This is a genomic window from Endozoicomonas sp. ALE010, assembly GCF_049310165.1.
GTDB lineage: Bacteria > Pseudomonadota > Gammaproteobacteria > Pseudomonadales > Endozoicomonadaceae > Endozoicomonas.
The window spans coordinates 166,795-181,914 of sequence record NZ_JBLYNV010000004.1 but is presented as its reverse complement, the minus strand read 5'-3'; the positions used below and the strand labels follow the sequence as shown (position 1 = coordinate 181,914).

The window sequence follows — 15,120 nt, the reverse complement described above, 5'->3', positions numbered from 1 at the left end:
GTTCTGCCGCAGCTGTAGCAGCCCAGCTGGCAGCTGGCGCTACCGGCACGGATACCGGCGGGTCCATTCGCCAGCCTGCCTCACACTGCGGCATTACCGGACTGAAGCCAACCTATGGCCGGGTTTCCCGCTGGGGTATGGTAGCCTACGCATCAAGCCTTGATCAGGCTGGCCCGATGACCTGCTCCGCTGAAGATGCCGCCATTATGCTGAACACCATGGCGGGCTTTGATAACCGGGACTCCACCTGTCTTGACCATGAAGTACCGGACTACACGGCAACACTGAATGACTCCCTGGAAGGCCTGACCATTGGGCTGCCAAAAGAGTACTTCGCGGCCGGACTGGACAGTGAAGTGGAACAACAGATCCGCAATGCCATTGCCGAATATGAAAAGCTCGGTGCAAACGTCAAGGAGGTCAGCCTGCCTAATGCCAGGCTGTGCATTCCTGCCTACTACGTGATTGCCCCGGCAGAAGCTTCTTCCAACCTGTCCCGCTTTGACGGCGTGCGTTTCGGGCATCGCTGCGAAGACCCGAAAGACTTGATGGATCTCTACATTCGCAGCCGCAGCGAAGGGTTTGGTGAAGAAGTCAAACGTCGTATTATTGTGGGTACCTATGCCCTCTCGGCTGGCTACTACGACGCCTATTACCGCAAGGCCCAGCAGATCCGTCGCCTGATCCGTGATGACTTCCTCAACGCCTTTAAAGAGTGTGATGTCATCATGGGCCCTAACGCCCCGACATCCGCCTTTGACATTGGCTCCATGAGCAATGATCCGGTCGCCATGTACCTCTCGGATATCTATACACTGTCGGTTAACCTGGCAGGCCTGCCCGGATTATCTGTTCCTGCTGGCATGGCAAACCAGCGCCCGGTCGGCCTGCAGATCATTGGTCAGCACTTTGATGAAGCCCGTCTGTTGAATATTGGCCACCGCTTCCAGCAGGCAACCGACTGGCACCAGAAATCTCCGGCATTGGTTTAGGACACAGTAATATGCAATGGGAAACCGTTATCGGACTGGAGATTCACGTCCAGCTCGCCACCAGAACCAAAATATTCTCCGGTGCATCCACCGCTTTTGGTGCCGCACCTAACACCCAGGCCTGTGCGGTAGACCTTGGTCTGCCCGGCATCCTGCCCGTGGTTAACGAAGAAGCGATCAATATGGCCATTAAGTTTGGCCTGGGCATTGATGCCGACATCAACAAGGTGAATGTTTTCGAGCGTAAAAACTATTTCTACCCGGATCTGCCAAAAGGCTACCAGACCACCCAGCTGGAAAAGCCAATAGTGGGCGCTGGTCATGTGGATATCACACTGGCGGATGGCTCCACTAAAAGCATTCGCATCCACCATGCCCACCTGGAAGAAGATGCAGGAAAAAGCCTGCACGAAGACTTTCATGGTATGTCAGGGATTGACCTGAACCGTGCTGGCACTCCCCTGATTGAGATTGTCACAGAACCTGATATCCGCAATGCAGAGGAAGCTGTGGCCTTTGCCAAAAAGCTGCACTCCATTGTCACTACACTGGGCATCTGCGATGGCGATATGTCCCAGGGTTCCATGCGGTTTGATGTTAACGTCTCCGTTCGCCCTAAAGGACAACAAGAGTTCGGTACCCGCACAGAAACCAAAAACCTGAACTCCTTCAAGTTTATGGAGGCGGCCATCCTCAAAGAGGTAGAGCGCCAGATCGACCTGATTGAAGATGGCGGCACCGTTATCCAGGAGACCCGTCTCTATAACGGTGATACCGGCGAAGCCCGCTCCATGCGCAGCAAAGAAGAAGCGAACGATTACCGTTACTTCCCCTGCCCTGACCTGCTGCCGGTTATTATTGACGACAGCCGTCTTGAAAAACTGAAGGCTGAAATGCCAGAAATGCCAGATGCCAAAAAAGCACGTTTTATCACTGATTTTGGCCTGAGCGATTATGATGCCGAAATACTTTCCGCTGACCAGGGGACGGCGAACTACTTTGAAGCCACCGTCCGTGCCAGTGGTGATGCCAAACTGTCTGCCAACTGGATTATGGGAGAACTGTCCAGATCCCTGAATCAGAACAGCATTGCCATCAGCGCAAGCCCGGTGACTGCCGATATGCTCGGCGGCCTGATCAAGCGCATCAAAGACAACACCATCTCCGGCAAAATCGCCAAAGAGGTCTTTGAAGTACTCTGGCAGGGTGAGTGCAGCACGGCCGATGCAGTCATCGAGAAAAAAGGCCTCAAGCAGGTGACCGATACCGGTGCCATTGAAGCCATGATTGATGACGTTCTGGCCAACAATGCCCAGCAGGTTGAGAATTATCGTGCGGCTGAGGAAGACAAGCGCGGAAAAATGATCGGTTTCTTTGTGGGTCAGTGCATGAAAGCGTCCAAAGGCAAGGCCAACCCCGGCCTGGTTAACCAGATTCTGAAACAGAAACTGGACGGCTAACCGTAGCTCTCAGGGTAGACATTAGCACCAGGGGAAGTCGCTAATGTCTACTTAACAAGGCAACATCCATCAAAACAGCCCCTCTCACCTCCGTCTGTAATTGATCACCTGTTAACCAGAATACGACAGATGACAATGAAGGGCTGGATTTCCAAACCCTTCAGCTGGCCTAACGTTTTTAACTGATTCTAGATCAGCTATTAACCAGGAAGTGGGCCCAGATACTGGCCGCATACCCCAGGGCAATGGCCCAACTCCAGCGGAGATGGGTCATAAAGGTGTAGCCACCTTTCGATGTCCCCATCAAGGCAACGCCAGCAGCGGAGCCGATGGATAACAGGCTGCCACCCACACCTGCGGTCAGCGTTATCAATAACCACTGGAAGGCGTCCATTTCAGGATCCATTCCGAGGATGGCAAACATCACCGGAATGTTATCGACAATGGCAGAGATTATACCGGCGATGATATTAGTCCACGTTGCCCCGAGATCGGCATACATGGTTTCCGAGGCAAGGTCGAGGTAACCGAGATAGCGCAGGCCACCCACCGAGAAGATGACACCAAAGAAGAACAGCAGCGTATCCCATTCGGCATGGGCCACTTCCTGAAAGATATCGATTTTATCCTCTTTGGCCCGGGGACGTGCTGTCAACCGGCGGTTACTGGTCAGCCCCTGAATTTGCATGATATAGGTATAGAGCATCAACAGGGCAAGACCTGTCATCATCCCCATAAATGGTGGCAGACCCAGCACTTTCTCAAAACTTACCGCCAGGAAGATGGTCACCAGGAAAAGCAGGCAGATGGCAATACCACCACGACGAATGGTGCTATCCACTCGCACACCGGCCGGACGCCCTTGCTCAACGAAAAAGCTCATAATGATGGCCGGTACCAGATAATTAACCACCGACGGTATAAAGAGGCTGAAAAAGGTAAAGAACTCAAGCTTACCTGCCTGCCAAACCATCAGAGTGGTAATATCTCCAAAGGGGCTGAAAGCACCACCGGCATTGGCAGCAACCACCACATTGATCATGGCCAGGGTAGTAAACGCTGGCCTGCCTTCACCTACGGCCATAATCACCGCGCCCATCAACAGCGCAGTGGTAAGATTGTCAGCCACCGGAGAAATAAAGAACGCCATAGCGCCGGTTATCCAGAAAAGACTTCGGTAATTAAAGCCCTTGCTGATCAGCCAGCTGCGTAACGTGGCAAACACCTGCCGGTCTTCCATGGCATTAATGTAGGTCATGGCCACCAGCAGAAAGAGGAACATCGCCGCATACTCTTCCAGATCATGCATAACGGCCTGTTTGAGCTCTTCGTGGGAAACGCCCTTCTGTGTAGCAATAAAAGCAATCAGTGCCCAGATGATTCCCGCCGCCATAATCACCGGTTTGGACTTACGCAGATGAAGCTGCTCTTCGGCCATCACCAGGCAGTAGGCAATTACAAAAATGGCAATGCAGGCCCAGGCTAACGGGCTGGATGTTACCCCCAGCACACTATCGCCAGCCAGAGCGGTGGTCGGCAGGCAGGCTAGCGCTCCCATTGACAGGCGTCTTTTCATTATTATCATCATAACTTCGTCCCACAGGCTCAATCTGAAGCCAGTGCTAAATTGGTAAATTTAAAGATCGCGAAGGATACCTATACCGAAAGCAGAGTGCAAAAAAGCATCAAATAAAAGCAGCATTACGCAGTGGCAGGATAAACAGGCAAGACGATACGAAAGCAAATAGCGATATGAAAAAAAAGTTATTAATACTTTTTTAGCTTAAAAACCGCTTTATATTGAACAATCTTTCAACAAGTTTGCGTATAGACTTTATAGACAGATGTTCAATATTTCCGAGAATGATTTTTGCGAGAGTGTCTGATGTCAATCGCTCTAAAACTCCAGGCTTTTTTAAATCATAATCAGGTAGATTATGAAGTGGTCAGTCACCCTTATTCAGACCGTGCACTCAACACCGCCCATGTCGCCTGCGTTCCCGTTAAACATATGGCTAAAGCCATCGTTCTTCAGGATGAGGAAGGTCATGTAATGGCTATCGTTCCCTCCATGAACAAATTAATGCTGCGCTGGATAAACACAAAACTGAATCGTCATCTTCATCTGGTCAGCGAACACAGCCTTGAGGAGCTGTTCCCAGACTGCGAAATGGGAGCAGTACCGGCAATGGGCATCGCCTATGGCATGAAAACCTGTTGGGATGATGAGCTCAACGCCGTCCAGGATCTTTACTTCCAGGGAGGTAATCACCGGGAACTGGTGCATATTCAAAGAGAACAGTTTAAAAAGTTGCTACAGGGCCAGCCACACGCCGCCATCAGCTGTGATCCGGATGAAGCGGAGGCTTATGCAACGGACAACTAAGGAATTGAGCCTGAATAATTTCCTTTTTTGCCACAGAGGAAAAGCTTTTTGCTTTTCTCCGTGTCTCTGTGACTCCGTGGCAATCTCTTTTAGCGGATCATCTTCTTTACAAACAAGACAACAAAAAGCGCCAGGGAAAAGCTGCCGGTGAATGCTTCACAGGCAGCAACAATCCGGGACAGCCCCAGCGGGGTCAAGTCACCGTAGCCAAGGGTGGTAAACGTCACCACGCTGAAATAAAGACAATCAAGCCAATACCGGAGGTTCTGGAACAGATCCTGGTTCTGGCTGAACCGGATAACCGTATCACCACCCTGAACCCCGGTGAACAGATAGAGGAAAGAGCAGAACACAATCAAAGCCACGGAAAAAAGCACCACTCGCAGCGGTGATTCACCATAGCCACTGATCCTGTCAACCAGGTAAGAAAGCACCCGTTGCCGCGAGCATTTTGGCATCTGCAACCGATGGAAGACCCTTTCCCGATAATAAAAATGACCGGCCTCCCTCATCATGCCGAGGTTTTCACAATGTCGGCGAATGTTTCTGGCAGACTCTTCCGCTTCTTCAAATAACGCCATGGCATTTTCAGGATGGGCGGCAGCTTCCTGCTCCTGATAAAGCTTATCCCCCCACGTCACATGATCCAGCAGACTATTGTTCAGATTCACACCCAGCAGATTACAGCCTTCAAGATTTGCCCTATGCAGATTGGCATTGGAAAGATCTGCTTTTAACAGTCGGGAACCCGATAAATCCACACGATAAAAATGCCCATTACAGAGGCTGGCCCTGCTCAAATCGCAGTTAACCAGTTGATATGGCTTACCACCACCGTGGTTCACCAGGTTAACGTTGTCCAGATTAGCCCTGCGGAGAATAAATCCTTCCATGGGCAGCCCGGTTGCGGCCCTCTTTTCCAGCCTCACTTTTACCTCATCTCCGGTTTTATCCACATCAGGATCATGCCAGAAGCAAAGCTGGCTGCCTGACTCCGCCACATCTTTGCAACGACCATATTGTCCGAAAAAAGAGCACTGATGCTCGGTCTTCTGCACCTGATTCAAACCCCGGGCCCTGTATTCTGACGACAGTTTCTGCTGAAAACCATCATCTTCCCTGCTGTGCTGACTATATCGGCCCGCTGATTATGGTATTTACATCGCCGGTGACTTTACAGACAGCAAACTTTTCAACACACTGAGCACTTCTCTGATCAATGTGGGACACTCCATGAAAATTCTGTTTGTACACTCCGCCCACGATAAACCGGGGTCTATGGGTGAAAAAACGTGGAGCCATATATTTCACCACCATCTGCAAGAAGGAACCAACAACAATGAATAAATCCGCCCACTACATCCTGCCTTTACTGTTATTACTTTCCAGCCATTGGCTACACGCTGACGTCCCGGAACTTACCTGCCCTGAAAGCCCGAATTGCGTCAGCAGCCTCGCTTCTGGCAAACAGAATATTGCCGCCCTTTCCTTTGATCAGTCTGATACCCAGGGGATCAAGAAAAAACTGTTAGCCACTTTGCAGAACTGGCCCAATGCAGAGATTCTCAGCAGTAATGACCAGATCATTATTACGGTGTTCACCACCCCCTGGCTGAAGTTCAAGGACGACCTGATAATGATTATTCGTCCGAACGGCACGGTTGATGTGCGCTCATCCTCTCGCGTCGGCTATTACGATTTCGGTACCAATCGCCGTCGTATCGAAAAGTTAAGAGCAGCGCTTGGTGATGGAAGCGACCCGGATGCTGAGCCAAAATAGGACCCAATACCCGTTAATAGACCAGCCTCCTGGTACATCATTTCAATGGGTTTGATGCGTACAATCTCCATTCACCTGAGCGGACTCGAAGGGTGATTGGCACAATCTTTATTAAGGCTACCGGTTAAAGCATGGTCACGGTTCTTATCAGGTAAAGGCTGCTGATTAATCAGCAGTCTCAGTATCTCAACCAGCTTTTCCATATCCTTGTTTTGCGTCTTTACTTTCTTATAGTTTTTCTTGAACTTCGATGTTTGTACTGGCTTTAACATTATTCGTCATCCAAGTACTTTAACATATCCTCAAGGGTGTCGATTTCTTCAAGCCTGCACCAGCATTGGATTCAGCAAGTGCTTTTCACTACGGTTAAGCTTCGAGAAAGCCTTAATCAGCTGTGGTTACTCCCTAAATCATTCATTTCTGAATTTTGAGATAATTTAACAGATTTAGTTTCCGCTTTAGGGCTTGTCCCGAAATAGCTTCCGGATTTGCTGAAACCATTGCCCCGCAAGGGGTGCTGAGAATCATAAAAAATACGGAAGTTATTTTGTGACGGTTTCCTATCCAGCACTCCACCTTATTTTTTTGTGTATTTCCTATGGACAACACTGGTAAGAAATCAGATTCAGCCTCATGCAAGACGAAGGTTGCCCTGACCTTGCTAACCCTGTTAGTGATTTTTACAGGGTTTCTAAAACTTCCTGATGATCAGGCTCATGATATGCTCAATGATTCGATGGTAGCTGCGGGTGCCAGTTTTGCAGTGGCACGGAGTCTCGATGCAACAATCTCTGTGGCTCAAAGCACTGGAGTGTCCGTAGGTATTGCTTCCATCGACCTGGGGCAGGTACTGAATCCTCTCAGTGACCTGATTGATAAGTTTTCCTGGGTGATGACTGTTGCAGTTGGTTCCCTGACTTTACAGAAAATTCTTCTGGTGATCAGCTCATCAAAACCTGTGAATATTTTGCTCGCCATTGCAGGGGTGTTGTTTTTGGCAGTCCTGTGGACCGAGAAATTCAGTAGCCTCCAATCAGTCGCTGTAAATGCCGTTAAAGCTGCTTTTCTTTTGCGATTTGCCGTTGTCGTAACAGTCGGTTTAAGTCTTAGCGCCGATAATTTCTTCCTTGATGAACAGATAAAAGAGTCGTCCAGCCAGGTTGAAACGGTTTCGCAGGTGGTAACAGGGTTGTCAAAGTCGAATGCCATGAGTGAGCAGGAAACGGTTGATGGAGGTTTCCTTAGTACACTGAAAAATAAGTTCGACAATCTCTCAAGCCCCGCTGAAAAAGCGACTCAGATAAAGGAAAGTGTTGAGGACTCTATTCTTGGCTTTATGAATCTGATCACACTTTTTCTGCTTAAAACCATTCTCTTACCACTGGGTTTTCTGCTGTTCACTAAACGACTTCTGATGAAGGTTGGGAGCGCTGGATGAGTTGTAAAAAGGAGAGCCTGTTTGATCTGCTGTTGAGGTTGATTTTGACTACTGTGCTGGTAGTCGTTGTGATTCTGGTACTTCTGGCAACAGTGTTCTGGTCAGGAGTACTTACGATTACACCTCAGGCGGATTTGCCTCGAAATGGACAGGGCGAGCTACAAGTTAACCTTGATAACTATAGACACTGGCATACCTATTCAAAGTTATTTCACAGCAACACTCGACAGGCTGAAATGACAGGGGATTTCATCCTCAGAGTCTTACCTGTCGTTGAACCCGGTTGCGAAGGTATAAAGAACTGTAAGAATTTTCAGAGCACTTTTTATCATCTAAAGAAAGGCTCTGAAAAAGTAGTGCTGGTTTCGAAAAATGACGACAGCCGTGTGTCTGATTTTATCAGATTATTAAAAGAGGCCGTTGATACCCATAATCGCTCTATTACCTCCTTTGACATAGACGTGAAAGCGGATTTTCCGACGCCTGATGACTTTCCAGTGTATAAGCTGAGTAAGTTCGAGGGTAATGAATTGTCTGCGGCTGAAAAGAAACACAATCAGGTTCTGAAATTTGCCCGCAATAATTGCAAGAATAATGGCAAAGGTTGTGATGTCCGAGTCATCTCAGACTATTCATTCTGGGGTTATCCACACACTGACTTCAGGGTAGCGATAAAATGAACAAAATATTTGCTCTGGTATTTGCAACTCTCGTAATACAACTTCATGGCTACTGGGAAGTTTCACGTCTACCAACTGGGCTGGCGGAGTGGGGAACGTTACTTCTGCTAAGCGCCATTGTTGTTTCGCCATTGATTTTTTTCCAGCCCGTAGTTGATGAGGAGGTGAATGATGGCTCTGAGGTTTAGAAAGCGTATCAGGATAGCCAAAGGGCTGAATCTAAACTTGAGCTGGTCGGGTAAAAGAGGTGTGACCACTAGTGCCACCGCTGGTGTGCCGGGTGCTAATGTCAATATAGGTAAAAAAGGCAGTGGTATTGGTGTTCGCAGGGGAACATTGGGAGTGCCTGGGTCGGGAGTCTCCAGCCATAAAAACTTTTCAGATGACAAAAACATTGCTGAAGAGGGTGATAGCGCTTCAGCGCATAGCTGGAAGCATTGGCTTTTTGTTTTAACCTGTATTGGCGGGATTGTTCTGTTGCATTACAGATGATATCTCTTTTTGTCAGCGAAGCAGATTCAACCACGTCAGTCGAAGATAGGCCTCTATCTCTGGGAAAATCGACCTAGAGTAATGAAGCAACACAGAACCTTACTGATTAGCCACACACCCGGATTACTTTCCTTATACATTGAATGCCGGTCAGGTTGCTTATCATAAAGCCTCATGATCGGTTTAAAGATGTAAATTATTTGAAGATGTACCCCTATGGCCCATAGCTACCGCAATGATGCGGACCTGGAAATGCTGCGCTACGCAGATAACGAGATGCTGAGCATTCTGGTGAACTATCTCACCAAAGATAAGGATGGAGATTCCCGCTGGACAGAAGAGTTAACATCGAACCCTGAGTTTAAAAAAGCCGGGTGCAACTATAAACAAGCCTGGCAGCCAATAGCTGCTGAATTGCAACACTTTGGTGGCGACACCCTTGTTAATATCTTCAGACGCAGTGGCGTACCTTACCGTGAAATTCTGATTGATGTCTGCAAGAAGGTCGGCGTAAAAACCGATTACAGTAACTCTGTCGATACCATAAACATTGAACAGTCCCTGCTTGCTCATCTTTTTGAAAAAGCATGGTCTGATATGACAAAAGAACAGAAGGCGGAAGTTCGCAGGCAGATGAAAATAGACCCGTCGCTCACTGGCGGTGCCGCCATAGCCACTATCCAGGTCGCCATTCGTATGGGTGGTTTTATGTCTTACCAGATCGCCCTGATTGTCGCTAACTCGGTAGCCAGAGCCATTACCGGTCAGGGCCTTAAAATGGCAACTAACGTCGGTATTTCCCGAGTCATCGGTGTGGCTGCCGGCCCCATTGGCTGGGTCATTACCGGTTTGCTGACGGTACCGGCCATTTCCGGGCCCGCGTTTCGCGTTACTCTGCCCTGTGTTATTCAGATTGCTGCTATCCGGCAGCAGATGTTGAACGAATCAATTGGCTTTTAATACCCATGAATACCATTTTTACTTTTGACTGGGATAAAGTGTATCCCCATGTTTTTGAGGCATTACAGATTGGCAGTGCCGTGCTTCGGGATGGTGTTGCCTACTGGAGTGAAACGTCCGGTAAGTCTGGCATTATTCAGCATATGCCGTTGAAATCCGTCGTACTTGACCAGGCCGATTTGAATGATCTGACTTCTGCCATCTCCAAAGTTCAGAAGATGGTTCAAGGGACACAGGCCGCTTCATTGGTTGCAACAGCCGTCAGCACAGGCATTATTGTTGGCGCTATTGTGGTGCAAACCATATACCTGGCCAATAAGATCGACACACTGCAAAACGAAGTTGATCTGATTTCTCAGGACGTTAACTCCCAGAACATTATCTACTTTATGAGCAGGATGTCCGAGTATTTTGGCGTGGTTGAATCTGCCCGGATTTTACTGCTGGATAGAGCTCTGGTCGATGATACCCGGACAATGGCAGATCATCTGATTATGGATCTAAGCATCAAACGCAATGAGTTGATGTCGCTGATTGACAATCTTGTGGCTTTTGCTGACCAGGTATCTGAGCAACACCTGACACATATGCTGGACTTTATTACGACCATGCTTGATATCCTTCCAAAAGCCATTTTCATAGAATGTCAGCTGTGTGATCGCTACGGTAAATTTTCACTTGCAGAGCACCTGATGCGAGAAAGCAGTAAACGCTATGAGGGAATACTGGCCAATTACAGAGCCTGGTGTAATGATAGAGTAAAGCAGGTCATTATGGGTAAGTCAGACCCGAGAGCCCTTTGCTTTCATGAGAAAAAGGACGATCTGAAAGCCCTGTTCGACTCAGTCAGTAATAATCTGCTTCTGGCTCCTGCGATGCCTATTAGACTGGAAAATAACAGATAGCCTTCAGGGATACAGGTTCAGCTCTGCTCTTAACTTGTCTATAAAGGATAGACTGAGCTCTGTTTCAGTCTTTACCGGTGCTGAAATATGTGCTGCCTCGTTATTCTGAGGTGGCACACTCTTCTCGAATAAACCCGTCAGATTTAGAGTTTCTGACTGACTAAGTTGGGCAATATGGCAGGCATTACTCACTAAAACCTGAGTATTTAGAAACCATGCCAGATATTGGCCAGTAGTCGTGCATTTATACTCCATATGGCCTGATACCTGTTCACTCAGATCAATATTGATAGAGTTACTTCTATCCTCTACCAGCTGCTGCAAGCCGCAGGGCCGGTCTCCAAAAAGGGTACCCAGTCGATACAGCCAGTTCAGTACCTGATCTTTATTGCTATAGCAATTCACCAGAGTAAGCGATGGCAATTTCTCCCATACTTGCTGCCAGTCCCCATGTTCAGAAGAAACGGCTCCACCCAACAAATAGCTGGCTTGCACACAACCTGTATTGGTTAAATTAAGCAGCGTGTTATAAATCACTCTGGCACCCAGTGAGTGCCCTAATAGAATGGCATCTTTACCAGTGAAGCTCGCATCAAGATACTCCGCCAATTGCTCACCTGCCTGTTGTGCATTTTCCATTGACTGCTTCCAGTGCCCTGCCACTTTATCAGCAGCGATAGCCCCAACAGACATAAGAGAGCTGACTATTTCCCCCTTAAATAAATTTCGAGCCGTTGTTGAGAGCACCTCTTTCCCCAGGCCAGTCAGACCATCTGCCAGCACCATTTCTTTTACGCTGCCAGCCTGCCACTGAACATGTACGACCTGGTTCTCGGGGTAGAGTTGTTTGGTAATACTCAGCCAGTCAGTGACATCTTTTTCAGAAGCAGACAAAAAACCATTGATGACCAGGATTACTGGATCACAGCCCTGGCGCACAGTAGTAAAACGAAGATTTTTAAAATAAGCTTGGGAAGGCATTAGGAGCAATGTTCTGAGGTTACTGCTATGAAGCGAGTGATTTTGACATGGAAGACTTCTGGTTGATATTCCGTCTGAATACCTATTTTGTCAGTGTTTCTTGCAGGAAGGGTTGCCATTTGGGTGGTTTCAATCAATAGGTGAACCTCCCATTTTTGCAACAAGTGGTACCCTTGTTCTGTGGATTGGCCATTGATGTGAACTCCATATGATAGGAAAAACCAGATCAGAAAAACTAATTCGTTCAGTTTGCTCTGGCTATAACGGCGAATATACTGGCGCTTACATTTTAATGGAGTAATCAATGAGAGATATTTTTGAACTGGAAAGAAGCACAGAGATAGATGCAAACCATTCATACATTGTCTCCTATTCACACCTTGTCCGTTTTACATCTGGAATACAATTCTTCACAGCCACTGAGCTGGTTGCCCTGAGTCATATGGTGTATGGCTGGATGCCAACCATTCTCAGCCTTCATATTTCTGAAGAGACAGGTGCTCTTGAAGGCACAGCTCTCATTTTGCAAAAAGCAAAACAGGAAGGCAGTCTCAGCTATGACGACCTGTCGCAGCTGAAAGCCCTGGTGAACAATTCGATGGTTGGCGCATCAAAACTGCTGCACTTTGTTGCTCCAGAGCATTTCCCAATCTGGGATTCAAAGGTGTATCGCTTTTGCCATAAGCAGGAGCCTCATCAGTACAGAGTTAACAGTATTGATGAATATCTGACTTATCTGGATCAGCTGAAAAAACTGAGCGAAGATGAACGCTTCCCGGAGTTCCACAACAGCGTAATTGGGAAGCTGGGCTATGAGGTGACGCCGATGCGAGCCATTGAGCTGGTAATGTTTCTGAACGCTGAAAATGATTTGATGAAGTGAGGCAAAAATTCAGAGGGCAAAATATATAAATACCCTCTTTCTGGATCAATAAAGCTTTATTAACCAAACAGTCTCCTTCATTATGAGTACTACTGAAAAACCTGACGTCGTATTATACGGTTTAAGCCCCTCAATATGCGAGCTATTTTGGTGACATGAACCGTACTATTCTTCCGTATTCTCTTATCGGTTGCCTCTTTGTTAGAATGAACTGATTTAGGCAACTACAAAAGGCGATAAATGATAGCGATTGAAATGTGTGCTGGAGCAGGAGGTCAGGCGCTAGGGTTACATGAAGCAGGCTTTCAACATGCAGCGCTTATTGAAATCGACCGTCATGCATGTGAAACCTTACGGCTTAATAATGAACAGCTTGGTCTCGGATGGGGCGATGTCATTGAGGGTGATCTCAAGGAGTTCGCTAAGTTATCGGCTGGTTTTGCTGGTCGGGTCGACCTTGTGGCCGGTGGTGTTCCCTGCCCCCCTTTTAGTAAAGCGGGTCAGCAGTTAGGGCATGAAGATGAGCGTGACCTATTTCCTACCGCACTGCAAGTCGTTAAAAAGGTAAAGCCCAGAGCTGTAATGCTTGAAAATGTCCCGGGACTGTTTGAGGAAAAATTCCGCTGGTATCGAGACAAAATATCCGCCGAGCTTACCGCCATGGGGTACAAGAGCGAGTGGAAACTGCACCAAGCTAGTGATTATGGCGTACCGCAGCTTAGGCCCAGAGTTATTCTGGTTGCTATGCATCAAGACAATTTCCAGCATTTCACTTGGCCGGAGCCTGTTTCAAATATTGTCACTGTTGGTGATGCACTGTATGACCTGATATCTGAAGGCGGTTGGGAAGGAGCAGAAGAATGGCGAGAGAGAGCTAATAGGATTGCTCCAACTCTGGTTGGTGGTTCCAAGAAGCATGGCGGGCCTGACCTCGGGCCGACTCGGGCCAAACGTCAGTGGCGTGAGCTGGGGGTTAATGCCCATCGACTGGCCAATGATGATGAGATTCCGGGAAAAGGTTTCAAGGGAGCCATGAAGCGTGACGGTTCAATTCAAGAAGGCTGTGAAAATATGCCCCTCCTGAATGTCAGAATGACCGCAAGAATTCAAGGTTTTCCTGATGATTGGAGCTTCTACGGCAGCAAAACCCACGCTTATCGTCAAGTAGGAAACGCCTTTCCTCCCCCTGTTGCCAAGGCAATTGGAACGCAGATTATCAAAGCATTACGTGCTGAGCCGAAGGAATGTGCTGCATGAGTATACTATCCGAAGAAAGAACTGGTTTTCACCGCTACCTCATTGAAAAAGAAATTCTTACTCACGCCCCTTTTTCCAAGTTTGATGCCGACTATATTTGCAGCAATGCAGACAACGGTCAGAAGCATAGCGTGTTAGTGGCAAATCTGCTGGCTGCCAAGATTTCAAAGAAAGCAGGCGTGACACTGGTAGAGCGCAAGAAGAAAGACGGCCAAACACTCGGTAATGAGTTCGAAGAAGCTTGTGCTTTATATCTGCAAAATACCTTTCTGAAGCTGGGCAACCTTAGGCCGGGGAGCTGGGAAGTTCAGAAGATCAATAGTAGGAAGCAATCAGTTCTCGGAAGGTATGAGCAATATACTCACCTTGCAGAGCTGGGCCGCTTGGCTTCTGAGTATTCAGAGCTGCGTAATTTTTTGGGTGATGGTTACACTGTTGCTCCTGACGTGATTATCGCTCGAATTCCAGAAGATGACGAAGTAATAAATGATGATATTGAGATTGTTGGCGATGACTCCTGTCATCAAGCAATGCTCAGAGCTTCAAACCATAAGAACGACATTGCGCATATTCTTCATGCAAGCGTATCTTGCAAGTTCACCATGCGTTCTGACAGGTCTCAGAATACCAGAACTGAAGCTTTGAGCCTTATCAGGGCAAGAAAAGGGCGTTCCCCTCACATTGTATCCCTGACCTCTGAGCCTACAGCCAGCAGGATTGCTTCCCTTGCTCTTGGTACTGGTGATCTGGACTGTGTTTATCACTTTGCCCTATATGAGTTGCGTGAGGCTCTGGTTGAGCTTGATGCTGACGATGCCCTTGACCTGCTGGACTCTATGGTTGATGGAAAAAGGTTGAAAGATATCAGCGATCTACCACTTGATCTGGTTGTTTAACAGTAACTGT

The 15,120-nt window shown here is 47.9% G+C and carries 16 protein-coding genes; 12 read left to right on the top strand and 4 right to left on the bottom strand.

Annotation, left to right across the window (positions count from 1 at the left end; genetic code table 11):
• Both ACO6UY_RS03810 and gatB read left to right on the top strand, forming a co-directional pair.
• The coding region (locus ACO6UY_RS03810; protein WP_422489105.1) for an amidase family protein at nt 1-992 on the top strand (992 nt) is incomplete at its 5' end.
• An 11-nt stretch (nt 993-1,003) separates the two neighbouring features.
• A complete protein-coding gene (gene gatB, locus ACO6UY_RS03805; protein WP_422489103.1) occupies nt 1,004-2,452 on the top strand; it encodes an Asp-tRNA(Asn)/Glu-tRNA(Gln) amidotransferase subunit GatB in 1,449 nt (482 codons plus the stop codon).
• Nucleotides 2,453-2,645: 193 nt separating this feature from the next.
• Here gatB and nhaD read toward each other — a convergent pair whose 3' ends face one another.
• On the bottom strand, nt 2,646-4,028 hold the full coding sequence (gene nhaD, locus ACO6UY_RS03800; protein ID WP_422489101.1) for a sodium:proton antiporter NhaD: 1,383 nt from the start codon (nt 4,026-4,028) through the stop codon (nt 2,646-2,648).
• A 309-nt stretch (nt 4,029-4,337) separates the two neighbouring features.
• On the opposite strand from nhaD, the gene ACO6UY_RS03795 reads away from it, so the two are divergent.
• On the top strand, nt 4,338-4,838 hold the full coding sequence (locus tag ACO6UY_RS03795) for an aminoacyl-tRNA deacylase (protein WP_422449253.1): 501 nt from the start codon (nt 4,338-4,340) through the stop codon (nt 4,836-4,838).
• A gap of 89 nt (nt 4,839-4,927) precedes the next feature.
• Here the strand turns inward: ACO6UY_RS03795 and ACO6UY_RS03790 are convergent, their stop codons facing one another.
• Nucleotides 4,928-5,896 carry a pentapeptide repeat-containing protein gene (locus ACO6UY_RS03790; protein WP_422449572.1) on the bottom strand — a complete coding sequence of 323 codons (969 nt, stop codon included), beginning with the start codon at nt 5,894-5,896 and terminating at the stop codon, nt 4,928-4,930.
• A gap of 281 nt (nt 5,897-6,177) precedes the next feature.
• Between ACO6UY_RS03790 and ACO6UY_RS03785 the strand changes: the two genes are divergently transcribed.
• The gene (locus tag ACO6UY_RS03785; RefSeq protein ID WP_422459360.1) at nt 6,178-6,618 is read left to right on the top strand and encodes a DUF1499 domain-containing protein; all 441 of its coding nucleotides are present in this window, start codon (nt 6,178-6,180) and stop codon (nt 6,616-6,618) included.
• Between the two features lie 71 nt (nt 6,619-6,689).
• Here the strand turns inward: ACO6UY_RS03785 and ACO6UY_RS03780 are convergent, their stop codons facing one another.
• Nucleotides 6,690-6,890 carry a type II toxin-antitoxin system mRNA interferase toxin, RelE/StbE family gene (locus ACO6UY_RS03780; RefSeq protein ID WP_422489099.1) on the bottom strand — a complete coding sequence of 67 codons (201 nt, stop codon included), beginning with the start codon at nt 6,888-6,890 and terminating at the stop codon, nt 6,690-6,692.
• A gap of 326 nt (nt 6,891-7,216) precedes the next feature.
• Between ACO6UY_RS03780 and ACO6UY_RS03775 the strand changes: the two genes are divergently transcribed.
• From ACO6UY_RS03775 to ACO6UY_RS03755, 5 genes are all read left to right on the top strand, one after another.
• Nucleotides 7,217-8,056, top strand: coding sequence for a hypothetical protein (locus ACO6UY_RS03775; protein ID WP_422489098.1), 840 nt, complete (start codon nt 7,217-7,219; stop codon nt 8,054-8,056).
• A 68-nt stretch (nt 8,057-8,124) separates the two neighbouring features.
• Nucleotides 8,125-8,736 carry a hypothetical protein gene (locus tag ACO6UY_RS03770; RefSeq protein WP_422489097.1) on the top strand — a complete coding sequence of 204 codons (612 nt, stop codon included), beginning with the start codon at nt 8,125-8,127 and terminating at the stop codon, nt 8,734-8,736.
• A 168-nt stretch (nt 8,737-8,904) separates the two neighbouring features.
• Entirely contained in the window at nt 8,905-9,228 is a 324-nt protein-coding gene (locus ACO6UY_RS03765; protein ID WP_422459354.1) for a DUF4236 domain-containing protein, read from the top strand.
• A 216-nt stretch (nt 9,229-9,444) separates the two neighbouring features.
• A complete protein-coding gene (locus ACO6UY_RS03760; RefSeq protein ID WP_422459352.1) occupies nt 9,445-10,188 on the top strand; it encodes a DUF3944 domain-containing protein in 744 nt (247 codons plus the stop codon).
• 5 nt (nt 10,189-10,193) lie between these two features.
• Nucleotides 10,194-11,093 (top strand): hypothetical protein, encoded by a 900-nt coding sequence (locus ACO6UY_RS03755; protein WP_422489096.1) that lies wholly within the window; start codon nt 10,194-10,196, stop codon nt 11,091-11,093.
• A gap of 3 nt (nt 11,094-11,096) precedes the next feature.
• Here ACO6UY_RS03755 and ACO6UY_RS03750 read toward each other — a convergent pair whose 3' ends face one another.
• Nucleotides 11,097-12,074 (bottom strand): DUF726 domain-containing protein, encoded by a 978-nt coding sequence (locus tag ACO6UY_RS03750; RefSeq protein WP_422489094.1) that lies wholly within the window; start codon nt 12,072-12,074, stop codon nt 11,097-11,099.
• 304 nt (nt 12,075-12,378) lie between these two features.
• Between ACO6UY_RS03750 and ACO6UY_RS03745 the strand changes: the two genes are divergently transcribed.
• From ACO6UY_RS03745 to ACO6UY_RS03735, 3 genes are all read left to right on the top strand, one after another.
• Complete coding sequence (locus ACO6UY_RS03745; protein ID WP_422459347.1) at nt 12,379-12,957, top strand: hypothetical protein; 579 nt, start codon at nt 12,379-12,381, stop codon at nt 12,955-12,957.
• A 240-nt stretch (nt 12,958-13,197) separates the two neighbouring features.
• Nucleotides 13,198-14,214, top strand: coding sequence for a DNA cytosine methyltransferase (locus ACO6UY_RS03740; protein ID WP_422459345.1), 1,017 nt, complete (start codon nt 13,198-13,200; stop codon nt 14,212-14,214).
• Nucleotides 14,211-15,110, top strand: coding sequence for an NgoMIV family type II restriction endonuclease (locus tag ACO6UY_RS03735; protein ID WP_422459343.1), 900 nt, complete (start codon nt 14,211-14,213; stop codon nt 15,108-15,110). Before ACO6UY_RS03740 ends, ACO6UY_RS03735 begins: the two co-directional genes overlap by 4 nt.
• Nucleotides 15,111-15,120 lie beyond the last annotated feature (10 nt).

What these genes read in the sequence shown, in the direction of transcription:
- gatB (WP_422489103.1), top strand. Translation starts at nt 1,004, where the DNA reads ATGCAATGGGAAACCGTTATCGGACTGGAGATTCACGTCCAGCTCGCC.
- nhaD (WP_422489101.1), bottom strand. Translation starts at nt 4,028, where the DNA reads ATGAAAAGACGCCTGTCAATGGGAGCGCTAGCCTGCCTGCCGACCACC.
- ACO6UY_RS03795 (WP_422449253.1), top strand. Translation starts at nt 4,338, where the DNA reads ATGTCAATCGCTCTAAAACTCCAGGCTTTTTTAAATCATAATCAGGTA.
- ACO6UY_RS03785 (WP_422459360.1), top strand. Translation starts at nt 6,178, where the DNA reads ATGAATAAATCCGCCCACTACATCCTGCCTTTACTGTTATTACTTTCC.
- ACO6UY_RS03780 (WP_422489099.1), bottom strand. Translation starts at nt 6,890, where the DNA reads ATGTTAAAGCCAGTACAAACATCGAAGTTCAAGAAAAACTATAAGAAA.
- ACO6UY_RS03775 (WP_422489098.1), top strand. Translation starts at nt 7,217, where the DNA reads ATGGACAACACTGGTAAGAAATCAGATTCAGCCTCATGCAAGACGAAG.
- ACO6UY_RS03765 (WP_422459354.1), top strand. Translation starts at nt 8,905, where the DNA reads ATGATGGCTCTGAGGTTTAGAAAGCGTATCAGGATAGCCAAAGGGCTG.
- ACO6UY_RS03760 (WP_422459352.1), top strand. Translation starts at nt 9,445, where the DNA reads ATGGCCCATAGCTACCGCAATGATGCGGACCTGGAAATGCTGCGCTAC.
- ACO6UY_RS03755 (WP_422489096.1), top strand. Translation starts at nt 10,194, where the DNA reads ATGAATACCATTTTTACTTTTGACTGGGATAAAGTGTATCCCCATGTT.
- ACO6UY_RS03750 (WP_422489094.1), bottom strand. Translation starts at nt 12,074, where the DNA reads ATGCCTTCCCAAGCTTATTTTAAAAATCTTCGTTTTACTACTGTGCGC.
- ACO6UY_RS03745 (WP_422459347.1), top strand. Translation starts at nt 12,379, where the DNA reads ATGAGAGATATTTTTGAACTGGAAAGAAGCACAGAGATAGATGCAAAC.
- ACO6UY_RS03740 (WP_422459345.1), top strand. Translation starts at nt 13,198, where the DNA reads ATGATAGCGATTGAAATGTGTGCTGGAGCAGGAGGTCAGGCGCTAGGG.
- ACO6UY_RS03735 (WP_422459343.1), top strand. Translation starts at nt 14,211, where the DNA reads ATGAGTATACTATCCGAAGAAAGAACTGGTTTTCACCGCTACCTCATT.